The 14,640-nt window shown below is 73.2% G+C and carries 13 protein-coding genes and 1 riboswitch; of the genes, 7 read left to right on the top strand and 6 right to left on the bottom strand.

The genetic code is table 11. The annotated features are described in order from the left end of the window. Nucleotides 1-88 precede the first annotated feature (88 nt). A complete protein-coding gene (locus AC0OLQ_RS11115; RefSeq protein ID WP_484531251.1) occupies nucleotides 89-721 on the bottom strand; it encodes a TetR/AcrR family transcriptional regulator in 633 nt (210 codons plus the stop codon). Nucleotides 722-882: 161 nt separating this feature from the next. Here AC0OLQ_RS11115 and AC0OLQ_RS11110 point away from each other — a divergent pair, with 161 nt between their 5' ends. The 4 genes from AC0OLQ_RS11110 to AC0OLQ_RS11095 all read left to right on the top strand — a co-directional run bounded on the left by AC0OLQ_RS11110 (nucleotide 883) and on the right by AC0OLQ_RS11095 (nucleotide 5,950). Further along, a complete protein-coding gene (locus AC0OLQ_RS11110) occupies nucleotides 883-1,785 on the top strand; it encodes an ABC transporter permease (protein WP_357333125.1) in 903 nt (300 codons plus the stop codon). Further along, nucleotides 1,778-2,575, top strand: coding sequence for an ABC transporter ATP-binding protein (locus AC0OLQ_RS11105; protein ID WP_357333126.1), 798 nt, complete (start codon nucleotides 1,778-1,780; stop codon nucleotides 2,573-2,575). Before AC0OLQ_RS11110 ends, AC0OLQ_RS11105 begins: the two co-directional genes overlap by 8 nt. 144 nt (nucleotides 2,576-2,719) lie before the next feature. Continuing rightward, a complete protein-coding gene (locus tag AC0OLQ_RS11100) occupies nucleotides 2,720-4,231 on the top strand; it encodes a D-ribitol-5-phosphate cytidylyltransferase (RefSeq protein WP_357333127.1) in 1,512 nt (503 codons plus the stop codon). Nucleotides 4,232-4,255: 24 nt separating this feature from the next. Beyond that, entirely contained in the window at nucleotides 4,256-5,950 is a 1,695-nt protein-coding gene (locus tag AC0OLQ_RS11095) for a CDP-glycerol glycerophosphotransferase family protein (protein WP_484531250.1), read from the top strand. A 7-nt stretch (nucleotides 5,951-5,957) separates the two neighbouring features. On the opposite strand, the gene AC0OLQ_RS11090 is transcribed toward AC0OLQ_RS11095, so the two are convergent. The 4 genes from AC0OLQ_RS11090 to AC0OLQ_RS11075 form a co-directional block, all read right to left on the bottom strand. Then, entirely contained in the window at nucleotides 5,958-6,710 is a 753-nt protein-coding gene (locus tag AC0OLQ_RS11090; RefSeq protein ID WP_484531249.1) for an alpha/beta fold hydrolase, read from the bottom strand. A 107-nt stretch (nucleotides 6,711-6,817) separates the two neighbouring features. After that, on the bottom strand, nucleotides 6,818-7,627 hold the full coding sequence (locus AC0OLQ_RS11085; RefSeq protein ID WP_484532322.1) for a C39 family peptidase: 810 nt from the start codon (nucleotides 7,625-7,627) through the stop codon (nucleotides 6,818-6,820). 238 nt (nucleotides 7,628-7,865) lie between these two features. Beyond that, a riboswitch (cyclic di-AMP (ydaO/yuaA leader) is annotated at nucleotides 7,866-8,007 on the bottom strand. 330 nt (nucleotides 8,008-8,337) lie between these two features. Further along, nucleotides 8,338-9,135, bottom strand: coding sequence for a hypothetical protein (locus AC0OLQ_RS11080; RefSeq protein WP_484531248.1), 798 nt, complete (start codon nucleotides 9,133-9,135; stop codon nucleotides 8,338-8,340). Nucleotides 9,136-9,297: 162 nt separating this feature from the next. Beyond that, a complete protein-coding gene (locus tag AC0OLQ_RS11075; protein ID WP_484531247.1) occupies nucleotides 9,298-9,633 on the bottom strand; it encodes a hypothetical protein in 336 nt (111 codons plus the stop codon). An 82-nt stretch (nucleotides 9,634-9,715) separates the two neighbouring features. Between AC0OLQ_RS11075 and AC0OLQ_RS11070 the strand changes: the two genes are divergently transcribed. The 3 genes from AC0OLQ_RS11070 to AC0OLQ_RS11060 all read left to right on the top strand — a co-directional run bounded on the left by AC0OLQ_RS11070 (nucleotide 9,716) and on the right by AC0OLQ_RS11060 (nucleotide 11,987). After that, nucleotides 9,716-9,874: a hypothetical protein gene (locus AC0OLQ_RS11070; protein WP_484531246.1), complete on the top strand. Its 159-nt coding sequence runs from the start codon at nucleotides 9,716-9,718 to the stop codon at nucleotides 9,872-9,874. A gap of 40 nt (nucleotides 9,875-9,914) precedes the next feature. Further along, the gene (locus tag AC0OLQ_RS11065) at nucleotides 9,915-10,553 is read left to right on the top strand and encodes an alpha-ketoglutarate-dependent dioxygenase AlkB (RefSeq protein WP_484531245.1); all 639 of its coding nucleotides are present in this window, start codon (nucleotides 9,915-9,917) and stop codon (nucleotides 10,551-10,553) included. A 96-nt stretch (nucleotides 10,554-10,649) separates the two neighbouring features. After that, the gene (locus AC0OLQ_RS11060; RefSeq protein ID WP_484531244.1) at nucleotides 10,650-11,987 is read left to right on the top strand and encodes a uracil-xanthine permease family protein; all 1,338 of its coding nucleotides are present in this window, start codon (nucleotides 10,650-10,652) and stop codon (nucleotides 11,985-11,987) included. Nucleotides 11,988-12,127: 140 nt separating this feature from the next. Here the strand turns inward: AC0OLQ_RS11060 and AC0OLQ_RS11055 are convergent, their stop codons facing one another. Next, on the bottom strand, nucleotides 12,128-14,617 hold the full coding sequence (locus AC0OLQ_RS11055) for a DNA gyrase/topoisomerase IV subunit A (protein WP_484531243.1): 2,490 nt from the start codon (nucleotides 14,615-14,617) through the stop codon (nucleotides 12,128-12,130). Nucleotides 14,618-14,640: the final 23 nt, after the last annotated feature.

Below are 14,640 nucleotides of genomic sequence, written 5' to 3'. Positions count from 1 at the left end.
CCGGAAACAACCCGGTCGCAACCATTGTCCGACCAGTTGTGTCCTGATGTTCATGATCGACTGGCACACCGCGCCGGGGACCCGGGGGTCAGACTTCCACCTCGTCGCGGACAGGCCCCAAGCATGCTACCCGGAGGGCCGCCACGATCGCGGAGGCCAGTCGGGGCACCTCCTCGAGCTCCAGCGGCGCCCGGGAGATGGCCATCCGCCAGTAGACCGGACCGACGATCAGGTCCACCGCGGCGCGCCGGTCGGTGTCCGGGGAGAGTTCCCCGCGCTCGACGGCCCGGCCGATCAGGATCCGGCCGACGGCCTGCTGGTAGTCGTCCAGGGCGGCCTGGAGCTTCTCCGCGATCTGCGGGTTGCGGGCCGCCTCGGCCAGCAGGTCCGGGATGATCTGCGAGGCCAGCCGGTGGCGCAGCGCGCGGGCCATCACGTGGAGCAGGACCTCCAGGTCGCCGAGGAGGCTCCCGGTGTCCAGCAGCGGCAGGTTGCGCCCGGCCGCCGCCGAGACCATGTCGAGCACCAGGTCGAGCTTCGACCGCCAGCGGCGGTAGATCGCGGTCTTGCTGACCCCCGCCCGGCGGGCCACCGCCTCGATGGAGAGGCGGCCGTAGCCGACCTCGGCCAACTCCTGCATCACGGCGGCGCGGATGGCACTGGTTATCTCCCCGCGCAGCACCGCCGCGCCGGCCGGGGCACGCCTCTTCTCGGTCGTCACGTGGGACAATGTAGCGCAACGACGCTACGGTTGCGTCCCGACGTGTTTTGGACTACCTTCCACGCAGCAGCGAGGCACCCTCCCCGGCCGGCCACGCTAGATTTCAACGCCGCGACACATCCCAGCTCCCCATCGGCACGAAAGATCGGAGCGCCTTGACCATGGCCAACACCGCGGTGGCCGACCCCGAATCCGGGCTGACCCGGGCCCAGCTCGCCCAGCGGTACGGGCTGCGGGTCGCCGGGGAACGCCCGCCTCTGGCCGAGTACGCCCGCCGGCTGTGGGCGTACCGACACTTCATGACCGCGTACTCGCGGGCGAAGGTCGCGTCCTCGCTCAGCAACACCCAGCTCGGGCAGCTCTGGCAGGTGCTGACCCCGCTCACCAACGCGGCGGTCTACTACCTGATCTTCGGCGTGATCCTCTCCCAGCACCGGAACGTGTCGAACTTCATCGCGTACCTCTGCACCGGCGTGTTCATCTTCATGTTCACCCAGACCGCCGTGCAGAACGGCACCAGCGCGATCACCGGCAACCTCGGCCTGATCCGGGCCCTCCAGTTCCCCCGGGCCGCGCTGCCGATCACGGTCACCCTGGTGCAGCTCCAGCAGCTGCTCATGTCGATGGTGGTGCTGGCGGGCATCGTGCTGGTGACCGGTGAGCCGCTGACCTTCCGCTGGTTCCTGATCGTGCCCGTGCTGCTGCTACAGACGATCTTCAACGTCGGGCTGACCATGGTGATGGCCCGGCTCGGCGCCAAGGTCACCGACCTCAAGCAGGTCATGCCCTTCGTGATGCGGACCTGGCTGTACGCCTCCGGCGTGCTCTACCCGGTCTCGCTGTTCCGGGAGCACCTGCCGAACTGGGCCGCCAACCTGCTCGAGTGCAACCCCCCGCTGATCTTCATCGAGCTGGCCCGGCATGCGCTGCTCGAGTCCAACCAGGAGAACCTGGTCACCTCGCCCGGCCGGCTCTGGCTGCTCGCCCTGGGCTGGGCGGTCGTCATGGGCATCGGCGGATTCGTCTACTTCTGGCGCGGAGAAGAGGAGTACGGCCGTGGCTGAGCAGACCCAGCCGGCGGGCAACGCCGTGGTGGACGCGGGACGGGTCCCCACCGTCGTGGTGGACGACGTGCACGTGATCTACAAGATCCACAAGGGCGCCACCGGGGGCACGAGCCCGGTCTCCGCCCTCAAGCGCATCGTGTCCCGGACCAGCGCGCCGAACATCCGTGAGGTGCACGCGGTCAAGGGAGTGAGCTTCACCGCCTACCAGGGTGAGGCCATCGGCCTGATCGGCAGCAACGGCTCCGGCAAGTCGACCCTGCTGCGGGCCATCGCCGGGCTGCTCCCGCCGGCCCGGGGCGCGGTCTACACGCTGGGTCAGCCGTCCCTGCTAGGCGTGAACGCCGCCCTGCTCAACGACCTATCCGGCGAGCGCAACGTGGTGCTGGGCTGCCTGGCCATGGGCATGCCGCCGGAGGAGGTCAAGCGGCTGGCACCGGAGATCATCGAGTTCTCGGGGATCAACGAGCGGGGCGACTTCGCCTCGCTGCCGATGCGCACCTACTCCTCCGGCATGGGCGCCCGGCTGCGCTTCGCCATCTCCTCGGCGAAGAAGCACGACGTGCTGCTCATCGACGAGGCGCTGGCCACCGGCGACCGCAAGTTCCGGGTCCGCAGCGAGCAGCGGGTACGGGAGCTGCGGGACAGCGCCGGCACGGTCTTCCTGGTCAGCCACTCCATCGGCTCGATCCGAGACACCTGCGAGCGGACCATCTGGCTGGAGAGCGGCGTCCTGAAGATGGACGGCCCCACCCAGGAGGTCTGCGACGCCTACGAGAACCAGAAGTAGCCGCCCGGAGCGCACCGGTCCCGGGTTCGCCCGGGTCGGTGCGCTCCGTCGTACGCGTTAAGGTTCTCCTCGGCGCCGACCAAAGTTCACCACCCGGTCACCGACGCGCAAACCCCTCATCCACCGCAGAAGTGAGGAACGGCAATGACGCAGGACCGCACCCCCGCACCGGACGCCGCGCCGGCGAGCCCGGCACCCTGGCGCCCCTCGCGGACGGTGGCCGTGATCCTCGCCGGGGGGACCGGGACGCGTCTCGGGCTGGGCATCCCGAAGCAGCTGCTGAAGATCGCCGGTAAGCCGATCATCGAGCACACCCTGGCGGTCTTCGAGGCCGCGCCGGAGATCGACGAGATCATCGTGCTGATGGCGGCCGGTCACGTGCCCGACGCCGAGCGGATCGTCGCCAACGCGGGCTTCCGCAAGGTCAGCAAGGTGATCGAGGGTGGCGACACCCGCAACGACACCACCCGGATCGCGCTGGACGCCGTCGGCGAGGGTGACGTCAACATCCTCTTCCACGACGCGGTGCGCCCGCTGATCAGCACCCGGATCGTGCGCGAGTGCGTGAACGCGCTCTGGACCTACGCGGCGGTCGACGTGGCCATCCCGTCCGCCGACACGATCATCCAGGTCGACCAGGACGACTGCATCACCGACATCCCGGTCCGCGCCACCCTCCGCCGCGGCCAGACCCCGCAGGCCTTCCGCTCCGGCACCATCCGCGAGGCGTACCGGAGGGCCGAGGGCGACCCGGACTTCGCCGCCACCGACGACTGCGGCGTGGTGCTGCGCTACCTGCCCGGCACGCCGATCAAGGTGATCGACGGCTCGGACGAGAACATCAAGGTCACCCACCCGGTCGACGTCCACCTGGCGGACAAGCTCTTCCAGCTCGCCGCCGCCCAGGCGCCCAAGGTCAGCGACCACCGCAGCTACACCGAGGAGCTGACCGGCCGGACCATCGTGGTCTTCGGCGGCAGCTACGGCATCGGCCACGACCTCACCGAGCTGGCCCGCCGCTACGGCGCCCAGGTCTTCCCGTTCAGCCGCTCCACCACCGGCACCCACGTCGAGCGGGCCGAGGACGTGTCCGCCGCGCTGAAGACCGCCTTCGAGGCGACCGGCCGGATCGACCATGTGGTGGTCACCGCCGGGATCCTGGAGAAGGGCGCGCTGGCGGAGATGGACGAGGAGACGATGGACCGCCTCCTGCACGTCAACTTCGTCGGGCCGGTCACCATCGCCCGGCAGTCGCTGCCGTACCTCCAGCAGACCAAGGGCCAGCTGCTGCTCTACACCTCCAGCTCCTACACCCGGGGCCGGGCGCGCTACGCGCTCTACTCGGCCACCAAGGCGGCACTGGTCAACCTGACCCAGGCACTCGCCGACGAGTGGGCCGAGTTCGGCGTACGGGTCAACTGCGTCAATCCGGAGCGCACCGCCACCCCGATGCGCACCAAGGCGTTCGGCGAGGAGCCCGAGCACACCCTGCTCTCCGCCGAGGCGGTCGCCCAGGCCTCCCTGGACGTGCTGATCTCCGAGCTGACCGGCCAGGTGATCGACGTCCGCCGGGCGCCCGGCGAGCCGGTCGCGGCGGTGCCCGCCCAGCCGGGCACGCACCCCGGAGAGCAACTGCCCACCGGCGTCAACGCCTGATCAGCGGGACGGGACACGAGCCAGATGCGTGGTGACCTGGTCCGGAAGCTGCTCGCCCGGGTGCTGACCACCGGGCTGGCGGTGCTGGCCTTCCTCGTCGTGGCGCTCACCGGGGCCACCGGGTGGGGGCTGACGCTCGCGGTTGCCGGGCTGGCCGCCGCCGCCTGGGAGCGCCGGGTCCGGCCGACCGCCGACGGCCTCGCCGAGTCGGTGCTGATCGCCGCCGGCATCCTGGTCGGCTACGCCCGCCGGCTGGACGCCGGCTTCGACCCGGCGCTGGCCGCCACCGCACTGGTCCTGCTCGGCCTGGTGCTGCTGGTCGGGCCGCTGCGCGACGCCGGCGCGCTGGAGATCCGGGCGGCCAACCTGCCGGTCCGGTCCTGGACCCCGCTGGTCACCGCCCGGCTCGGCGACGCGCTGCTGGTGCTGCTCGCCCTGGTGGCGCTCGCCGCCGGCCTGGCCCTGCCCGCCTGGCTGGCCCTGGCCGCCGCGCTGCTGGTCGGGGCGGGCTGCGGCGCGGTCGGCCTCGACCTGGCCCGGCGCCGGTTCCGGCCGCCGGCCGGCGGCGGCCCGGTGGGCCGGGCGCTGCGCCGGCACCAGCCCGAGTTCCTGCTCTACTTCTCCGCCCCGCCCGGCTCCGAGTACCAGGTCACCATGTGGCTGCCCTACCTGGAGCGGATCGGCCGGCCGTTCCTGGTGCTGCTGCGCGAGCCCGAGTTCCTGCCCACCGTGGCCGCCGCGACCCGCGCGCCGGTCGTCTTCTGCCCCACGCTGAAGACCATGGACGAGGCGCTGGTGCCGAGCCTGCGGGCGGCCTTCTACGTCAACCACGGCGCGAAGAACAGCCACTGCATCCGCTTCTCGCAGCTCACCCACGTCCAGTTGCACCACGGCGACAGCGACAAGGCGCCCAGCGCCAACCCGGTCTCGGCGATCTTCGACAAGATCTTCGTGGCCGGGCCGGCCGCCATCGAGCGGTACGCCCGGGCCGGCGTCGAGATCCCCGCCGAGAAGTTCGTCGTGGTCGGCCGCCCCCAGGTGGAGGCCATCGAGGTACGCCGGGAGCCGACCCCCGGCCTGGCCCACCCGACGGTGCTCTACACCCCCACCTGGACCGGGCACCACGCCGACGCCAACTACTGCTCCCTGCCGGTGGCCGAGACGGTGATCCGCCGGCTGCTCGACCGTGGCGCGACGGTGATCCTGCGGGCGCACCCGTACACGGCGCAGAACCCGGCCTCGGCGCGGCAGCTGGCCCGCCTCACCGAGCTGCTCGCCGCGGACCGGGCGAAGACCGGCCGGGCGCACCTGTGGGGCGCGGCAGCCGGCCGCGAGCTGACCCTCACCGAGTGCGTCAACCGCGCCGACGCGCTGGTCTCGGACGTCTCCGGGGTGATCTCCGACTGGCTCTACTCCGGCAAGCCGTACGCGGTCACCGACATGGGCATCGACGGGGAGCACTTCGTCGAGCGGTTCCCGCTGGCCGGTTCCGGCTACGTGCTGCGCCGCGACATGTCCAACGTGGACGAGGTGCTCACCGAGCTGCTGGACACCGACCCGAAGGCGGCGGCCCGCTGGGCCACCCGGACCCGCTACCTGGGCGACTTCCCGGCCGAGTCGTACGCCGAGGTGTTCCTCGACGCCGCCCGCCGGCAGCTCGCACCGGACTGGACCGCGCCGGCCCCGCGGGAAGGCTCGCCGCTCTCCCCCACCGCCTGACCGGCGCTCAGAGGTACGGGTCGAGGAGGGCGAGCACCGCCGCCGGGTCCTCGACGTGCGCGTTGTGGCCCAGCCCGGGCAGCGTGGCAACCGGGACGCCCAGCTCCTTGAGCTGCGCGTCGCTCACCATCGGGTCCTGCTCGCCCCGGGCCAGCAGCACCGGGACGTCGGTGGCGGCGAGCAGCGCGGGCAGCCGGGGCTCCCCCACCGCGAAGGCGGCCGGATCCATGGCCAGCCGCCAGCGGCCGTCCTCGCGGCGCAGCCCCGCCTCCACCACGGGATGGTCGGGGGCGAACAGCCCGGCCAGCCCGGAGACCCGCAGGTAGCGCCGGGCCGCCTCGTCCCGGGTGGCGAACCAGGTCACCGGGCGGGCGGCCAGCTCGCGGGCCTTCTCCAGGTCGGCCGGGGACCAGACGGCCTTGATGCCGAGCCCGACCACCGCGTCGAACGGCAGGCGCCGTGACCGGGCGGCCAGCGCCAGCGCCACCACCCCGCCGAGCGAGTGCCCGAGCAGCACGAGCCGGTCGCGGGGGCCGAGCCGCTCGGCCACCGGGCCGAGCCCCTCGAGCACCCGACGGGCCAGCTCCTCGAAGGAGTACCCGGACAGCGGCGGCGACCAGCCGTGGCCGGCCAGGTCGGGGGCGAGCCAGCGCCCCGCCCAGTGGCGCTCCAGCAGCGGCGCCCACGGCAGCCACACCTCACCGGTGGCGCCCATGCCGTGCAGAAGCAGCAGATGGCGGGTACCCGTCGCGTCGCCCATAGGGCGCAGTGTGCCACCGGACGGACAGCATGCGCGAGAGCGGACAGCCGGCGCGACGACGTCGGGCACCGGCTCGGAGGAGCCGGTGCCCGACGGGAGGGGTTCGATCAGGCGGAGTAGCCGCGGGTGGCCGCCCAGTTCGCCAGGTCGATCGTGCTGATCCAGTACGCCGGCAGCGCCGGGTTCGCCGAGTCGGCGATCCGCACGGTCCGGCCGTCGTTCTTGTAGCCGACCACCGCGATGTAGTGGCCGCCCGGGAACGAGTGCCAGCCGCCGTCGGTGTCGGTGGCGTCCCCGGCCACGTTGACCACCACGCCCCGGCCGTCGGTGATCGCCTCGACCACGTCGGCCTGGAGCTGGTCCATCTCGGCCGGGCTCGCCGAGCCGCCGAACATGTGGGTCCGGTACGGGTTGCCCTTGACCATCTGGTTCAGGCCCCGGGTGGTGTCCTCGGCGGAGTTGGTGCCGCTCTCGGTGGTGCCGAGGGGGCCGGCCATCGCCTCCTGGGTGGTCTCGACGCCGCTCGCGCTGAGCGCGTTCCGCACCGCGGCCGGGCCGCAGTTCCAGTAGGTGGTCTGCGCCTCGTAGTCGTAGTCGAGCACCTTCGTCGACGGCGGCTTCGGCTTGGCCGGGCGGGTGGTGTCCGGGTCGGTGCTGGCCGCCTTGACGGCGGACTTCGCAACCGACGGCGACGCGCTCGGCGAGGCGGACGGCGACGGGACGGCGACCCGGGCCTCACCCCGGGTGGCGACCTCACCGAGCCGGGAGCCCAGCTCGGCGACGGCGGCGGTGTTCTCCCGGTGGACCGGGGCGTCGTCGGTGGCGGCGACGGCGGCGCCGGTGCCGCCGGCCAGCACGAGCGCCACGGCCGAGCCGGCGAGGATCTGGTACGGGCGTTCGGTCACGAGGCGCCGCATCTGGCGCTTCAGGTGGTGCTTCACGGGTTCTTCCTCCACGGTGCGTGAGCGGGGCACACCGGCCCGACGCGCGGAGGAACTCACGCGCGTTGGCGGGGCGGGTCTGCCGCGGAAAGGGAGCGCCCGGGGGCCGGGCGATCGGGTCGGTTGCCGGGGTCGGTCGCCGTCAGGCGAGCGCCGGCACCGGGATGCCGTGGAGGCGGGGGGACGAGCGGGGGGTGGTGAGCACGGGGAATGGCACTCCTTCCGTGACCGCCGACCGGGTTAGCTGACGGATTCGGGCGGGAAGTACGCCCTACCGCAGGCCGTGGCCCGCGGATTCACCCCGGTGTTGCTGTGGGTCCCCGGTTCGTGAAACCACGATTAGGCGGGTCGGCGCGGCGTCGCCACTTGCGATCGAAAACCGCTCCGGACGCGCCGACACTACCGGTGGGTACCTCGCCTGCCAAGCGCTCCCACCTGCTTAAACCTCGTGCACCACTACGGATATCGGAACAGTCGGTCACTGACTTCACTCAATGGGACGAGCAGTTACGGCGGCGCCGTCCGGCGGAAAGCGGACATCCGGTGGCGACCTGCCCTGGAATTGCGGGGCCAATAGGCCGGCCTGACCTCGATGACCGTTTCCGGCGGACGGGTGACCGGGCTCACGGAATTCGGGTAACGATTCGGCCGAGATCCCGTGGGTGCGAGCCGGATCGGGCCAGGCGTCAGCCGACCCGGGCGGGGCGCCAGCGCGCGCCGGACACGGCGGCCGATCCCTGGACCGGGATCCGCACCGTCGCCGCCTCGTCCCGCCCCTTCACCGGTGCCGCGGCCTCGTCGGCGCGGGCGGGGCGGAGCGCGGTGGTCGCCGCGTACGCCTCGGCGGCCAGGGTGCGGGCCGCCTCGGCGGCCGACTCGGCGTCCCGCCAGGCCCGCCGCTCCCGCTCGGCGGCCGCCGCCCAGCCGGCCCGACGGCCCTCGCGTACCGCCCGGGCCAGGACGATCTCCTGCTCGGCCGGGTGCCGGCGCGGGTCCCACCCGTTGCGATGGGCCAGCACGTCGGCGAGTTGCCGGGCGGTCAGGTCGCCCCGCCAGTGCGCCGTCATCGCGGCGTGGTGCAGCCAGCGCTCCCGGGCCGCGTACTCGGCCGGCGTGCGCGGGGTGTGCGGCGCGGGCAGGGCGGCGGCGCCGGCGAATCGGCGGGCGGCCGCCTCGGCCTCATCGTACGCCCGCCAGGCCCGCTCGGCCTCGTCCTGGGCGGTCAGCCACTGCTCCCGCCGCCGGCGGGCGGTCTGGGCGGCGCCCGCGGCGGCCACCGCCACCTCGTCGGCGTACCGGAGCAGATCGGCCCGGCGGGCGGCCTCCTCGGCAGCGGGGTCGGGAGCCGGGTCGGACCCGTCGTCCCGTTCCGGGCGGGCGACCAGCACGGCGAGCACCCCGAGGGCGAGCACGAGCAGGGCCGACCAGATCGCGGCGGCCTCGGGGACCTCGGTCAGGAAGTGATAGAGAACGGTCTGCGGCATGGTCGGCACCTCACAGGGAGAACGTGGCGGAGAGGTGTCCGCACGACCCGTGGGAGCGGCGGGGGCGCACCGGGGAAAGGGTGCCGCCGGGCCGCCGACGGGCGGGTGCGGGGGTGAGGTTCGGTGGGTGCGTCGGGCGCGGGCCGATGGCCCACGGGGGCGTCAGCGCGCGGGCGGGGCCCGGGAGCCGACGGTCGCCGGGACCAGCCCGGCCAGAACGAGCGGCCGGTCGGCCGGGCGGGTCACGGCCCGGAGCGCCCCCACCGACCCCAGCCCACCGGCCGACACGGCCGGCCGGTCGACGGCCTCGTCATCCCGGAGGATCCTGGGGGCAGCCTCGACGGCAACGGCCCGGAGGGCCAGGCCATCGACGGAGGCCGCCACGGTAGGTGCCACCGGTGCGGTGGCGGCCCCGCCGATCGGCAGCGTCGCCGCGCCGAACGAGCAGGCGACGAGCACGGCCAGGCTGGCCAGCATCCGGGCGGTCCAGCGCGCCACCCACCACAAGGGACAGGTGAGCGCGATCGGCAGCACGGGTACAAACTACCGCCGATGCCACCACATCGCACCGTCGCCGGGCGTGTCGCACCGCCCCGGAAGCGCGGCACCGGCCAGGGTGGACGAGCCGCCGGGCGCGGGGTGCCGCGAGGTCGAGGCCGGCTCGGCCCGGGTCGCCCCGCTGCGCGAGCGGATCAAGCAGGCCGTCCGCGGCCCGGTCCGTCGACTGCTGAAGCGCTGATCCTCGTACGCCTGTTCGATCGCGGGGTAGGATCGGCGGCGTGTCCGACGTCGCGTACCAGCCCTCGATGCTCGACTTCGCCGAGCAGGGCCCGACGCTGGGTCCGCTCTCCGGCCGGCTCCGCCGGCACGAGCTGAGCCGGGGCGCCTGGGTCGACCACCTGCCCGGCTGGGTGGCGGGCTCCGACGCGGTGCTCGACACGCTGCTGCACGAGGTGCCGTGGCGGGCCGAGCGCCGCACCATGTACGACGCCGAGGTCGACGTCCCCCGCCTGCTCTGCTGGTACGGCGCCGGGCGGCCGCTGCCCCACCCGGTGCTCACCGCGGCGCGCGACACGCTCACCCGGCACTACGCCGCCGAGCTGGGCGAGCCCTTCGTGACCGCCGGCATGTGCCTCTACCGGGACGGCCGGGACAGCGTGGCCTGGCACGGCGACACCCAGGGCCGCTCCGCGCACACCGACACCATGGTGGCCATCGTCTCGTTCGGATCGCCCCGGCCGCTGCTGCTCCGCCCGAGGGGCGGCGGCGGGACCAGCCTGCGCTTCCCGCTCGGCCACGGCGACCTGGTGGTGATGGGCGGCTCCTGCCAGCGCACCTGGGAGCACGCGATCCCGAAGACGGCGCGGCCGGTCGGCCCCCGGGTCAGCGTCCAGTTCCGCCCCGCCGGCGTGGCCTGACGCCGAGCCGGCCCCGAGGCCGGGGCCGGCGGCATGCTAGAAACAACTCTCAGGGTCGATCACGCCCCCGTCACCTGACGACGCGAAGGGCGACCCATGACCCAGTCCCCCACCTCCCGCCGGTCCCCCTGGGCCCTGCACGGCGACGGCCGTGCCGTCACGCCCGGCGACGTGGTCCACCCCGACGAGCGGCTCTCCTGGCCGCGCACGGTCGGTGTCGGCGTGCAGCACGTGGTCGCCATGTTCGGCGCCACCTTCACGGTGCCGCTGATCACCGGCTTCCCGCCGGCCACCACGCTCTTCTTCTCCGGGCTGGGCACGCTGCTGTTCCTGCTGATCACCCGCAACCGGCTGCCCTCGTACCTGGGGTCGTCGTTCGCCTTCATCGCCCCGGTGCTGGCCGCCAAGACCGACGGCGGCATCGGCGCGGCGCTCGGCGGCATCCTGGTGGCCGGCGCGGTGCTCGCGCTGGTCGGCGTGGTGGTGCAACTGGCCGGGGCACGCTGGATCGACGCACTCATGCCGCCGGTGGTGACCGGCGCGATCGTGGCCCTGATCGGGCTCAACCTGGCCCCGGTTGCCTGGGACGGCGGCGGCAGCGGCACCGGGGTGAAGGCCCAGCCGCTGGTCGCGGTGATCACCCTGGTCGCGATCCTGGTCACCACGGTGCTCTTCCGCGGCTTCCTGGCCCGGCTGTCGATCCTGGTCGGCGTGGTGGTCGGCTGGGTGCTGGCGGCGCTGCTCGGCCAACTCGACGCGAAGGCGGTGACCACGCTGAAGGAGGCCGCCTGGGTGGGGCTGCCGCAGTTCCACGCGCCGAGCTTCGGCCTGCGGGCCGTGGTGCTGGTCATCCCGGTGATCCTGGTGCTGATCGCGGAGAACGCCGGGCACGTCAAGGCGGTCGCCGCGATGACGGGGCGGAACCTGGACCGGGACATGGGCCGCGCGTTCCTCGGCGACGGCGTCGCCACCGTGCTGGCCGGCGCCGGCGGCGGCTCCGGCACCACCACGTACGCGGAGAACATCGGCGTGATGGCGGCGACCCGGGTCTACTCGACGGCCGCGTACTGGGTGGCCGGGTTCGCGGCGGTGCTGCTCGGGCTCTGCCCGAAGTTCGGCGCGCTGATCCTCACCGTGCCGGCCGGGGTGCTGGGCGGCGCCACCACGGCCCTGTACGGCCTGATCGCCGTGCTCGGCGCCCGGATCTGGATCGAGAACCGGGTGGACTTCCACGACCCGGTCAACCTGATGACGGCCGCGGTCGCGGTGATCGTCGGCGCCGCCAACTACACCCTCACCGCGGGCGATCTCTCCTTCAACGGGATCGCCCTGGGCACCGCCGCCGCCCTGGTCATCCACCACGGCATGCGCCTGATCGCCCACCTCCGCGGCACCACCCCCGCCTCCCGCCAGGGCCCCGAACCCGAACTCTGACCCCGCCAGCGCCGTTGATCATGAGGTTGGCGGTGCGAATTGCCCGGTTCCCTGCCGTCAACTTCATGATCGACGGCGGTGGGGCGGGTGGAACGTGCGGGACCCCGCGGCGTAGCCGCGGGGTCCCTTTCCAGTCAGGGTCAGTCGCGGTCGATCTGGTGGCCGATGACCGTGGGGCCGAGCATGACGGCGAAGCCGGAGCCGTCGCGGCGGGGGTCGGCCGGGGGCAGCTCGACCGGGTCGCCGGTGGCGGTGGCGCCGACCGGGCGCGCGCCGATCCAGGCCACGGCCAGGTCCAGCTCACCCTTGAGGAGCCGCTGAGCGCGCACGCCCCCGGTCGCCCGCCCCTTCGCCGGGTACGCCTTGAACGGCGTCACCTTGACCGTGGCGCCGGTCGAGGTGACCACCATCGGCTCACCGTGACCCGGGTCGTCGGTGCGGATCGCGCCGAAGAAGACCACCCGCGCCCCGGCCGGCAGGTTGATGCCGACCATGCCGCCGCCCTTGATGCCCTGCGGCCGGACCACGGACGCGGCGAAGCGCAGCAGCGACGCCTCCGAGGAGACGAACGCCAGCGTCTCCGCCCCGTCGGTGAGCCAGGTCGCCCCGACCACCTCGTCGCCGTCGCGCAGCGAGATCACCTCGAACTCGTCCGAGCGGACCGGCCACTCGGGCGCGCAGACCTTCACCACGCCCTGCCGGGTGCCGAGCGCCAGCCCGGGTGAGCCCTCGGCGGACGGGCCGAGCGGGGCCAGCCCGACGACCGTCTCGCCGGGCTCCAGCGGCACCAGTTCGGCGGCGGACATGCCGCCGCGCAGCGACACCGTGCCGGACTGCTCGGGCAGCACCGGCAGCGGCAACACGTCGATCTTGAAGGCCCGCCCGGCGCTGGTCACCAGGAGCACCCGGCCGCGGGCGGTGGAGTGCACCACCGCGCGTACGGCGTCGTGCTTGACCCGGCCGCTGCGCCGGCGGGCCTCGGCGGCCTCCTCCGACTCGGCCGCGGTCCGGGCGACCAGCCCGGTGGCGGAGAGGATGACCTGGCAGGGGTCGTCGGCGACCTCGAGCGGGCCGGCCGGCACGGAGGCGGCCAGGACCTCCTTGAGGTCGCCGTCGACCAGGGTGGTGCGGCGGTCGGCGGCGAACTGCTTGACCACGGCGGCGAGCTCGTCGGAGACCAGCTTCCGCAGCACCTTCGGGTCGTCGAGGATCTTCGACAGCTCGGCGATCTCGCCGCGCAGCTTCTCCTGCTCGGCCTCCAGCTCCAGCCGGTCGTACTTCGTCAGCCGGCGCAGCGGGGTGTCCAGGATGTAGGTGGCCTGGATCTCGGAGAGCTTGAACTTCTGCATCAGGCCGTCCTTGGCGGCCTGGGCGTCCTCACTGGCCCGGATCAGCCGGACCACCTTGTCGATGTCGAGCAGGGCGATCAGCAGACCGTCGACCAGGTGCAGCCGCTCCTCGCGCTTGCGCTTGCGGTACGCGCTGCGCCGGGTGACCACCTCGTAGCGGTGGGCGAGGAAGACCTCCAGCAGCTCCTTGAGCCCCAGCGTCTGCGGCTGGCCGTCCACCAGCACCAGGTTGTTGACGCCGAAGGACTGCTCCAGCGGGGTGAGCCGGTAGAGGTCGGCCAGCAGCGCCTGCGGGTTGACCCCGACCTTGCACTCGATGACCAGCCGGGTGCCGTTCTCCCGGTCGGTGAGGTCCTTGACGTCGGCGATGCCGGTCAGCCGCTTGGTCTTGTTGACCTCGTTGGTGATGGCGGCGATGACCTTCTCCGCGCCCACCCCGTAGGGCAGCTCCGTGACCGTGATGGCCTGCCGGCCCCGGCTGCCCTCCAGCGGACCGGTCTGCACCCGGGCCCGCATCCGCACCACGCCGCGCCCGGTCTCGTAGGCCCGGCGCACCTCGTCCAGGCCGAGCAGCAGCCCGCCGGTGGGCAGGTCGGGGCCGGGAACGAACTCCATGAGCTTGTCCAGCGTGGCGTCCGGATGGTTGATCAACCAGCGGGCCGCCTGGACGACCTCGGCCAGGTTGTGCGGGATCATGTTGGTGGCCATCCCGACCGCGATCCCGGACGCGCCGTTGACCAGCAGGTTGGGGAAGGCCGCAGGCAGCACGGTGGGTTGGGTCAGCGAGCCGTCGTAGTTGGGCTCGACGTCGACGGTGTCCTCGCCCAGCTCGCCGACGAGCAGCATGGCCTCGCGGGACATCCGGGCCTCGGTGTAGCGGGCGGCGGCCGGGCCGTCGTCGGGCGAGCCGAAGTTGCCGTGGCCGTCGATCAGCGGCGCGTTCAGCGAGAAGTCCTGGGCGAGCCGGACCATCGCGTCGTAGATCGCCGCGTCGCCGTGCGGGTGGTACTTACCCATCACGTCGCCGACGATCCGGGCCGACTTCACGTGGCCCCGGTCGGGGCGGTGGCCCTGCTCGTGCATCGACCAGAGGATGCGCCGGTGCACCGGCTTGAGCCCGTCCCGCGCGTCGGGCAGGGCCCGGGAGTGGATGACCGAGAACGCGTACTCCAGGTAGGAGTCCGACACCTCGTTTACCAGCGGGTTGTCAAAGACCCGGGCGCCGGCCTGGTCGAAGGCGGAGAGGTCCGCCTTCGCGCGGTCGTCCTTGCGGCGTGCCATGGTTCAGCTTTCCCTTCGAAGAA

Source organism: Micromonospora sp. Utrum1 (genome assembly GCF_057197805.1).
The sequence above is the reverse complement of the archived record's forward strand: the minus strand, read 5'-3'. Positions and strand labels throughout refer to the sequence as shown.

What these genes read in the sequence shown, in the direction of transcription:
- AC0OLQ_RS11110 (WP_357333125.1), top strand. Translation starts at nt 883, where the DNA reads ATGGCCAACACCGCGGTGGCCGACCCCGAATCCGGGCTGACCCGGGCC.
- AC0OLQ_RS11100 (WP_357333127.1), top strand. Translation starts at nt 2,720, where the DNA reads ATGACGCAGGACCGCACCCCCGCACCGGACGCCGCGCCGGCGAGCCCG.
- AC0OLQ_RS11095 (WP_484531250.1), top strand. Translation starts at nt 4,256, where the DNA reads ATGCGTGGTGACCTGGTCCGGAAGCTGCTCGCCCGGGTGCTGACCACC.
- AC0OLQ_RS11090 (WP_484531249.1), bottom strand. Translation starts at nt 6,710, where the DNA reads ATGGGCGACGCGACGGGTACCCGCCATCTGCTGCTTCTGCACGGCATG.
- AC0OLQ_RS11085 (WP_484532322.1), bottom strand. Translation starts at nt 7,627, where the DNA reads ATGCGGCGCCTCGTGACCGAACGCCCGTACCAGATCCTCGCCGGCTCG.
- AC0OLQ_RS11080 (WP_484531248.1), bottom strand. Translation starts at nt 9,135, where the DNA reads ATGCCGCAGACCGTTCTCTATCACTTCCTGACCGAGGTCCCCGAGGCC.
- AC0OLQ_RS11060 (WP_484531244.1), top strand. Translation starts at nt 10,650, where the DNA reads ATGACCCAGTCCCCCACCTCCCGCCGGTCCCCCTGGGCCCTGCACGGC.
- AC0OLQ_RS11055 (WP_484531243.1), bottom strand. Translation starts at nt 14,617, where the DNA reads ATGGCACGCCGCAAGGACGACCGCGCGAAGGCGGACCTCTCCGCCTTC.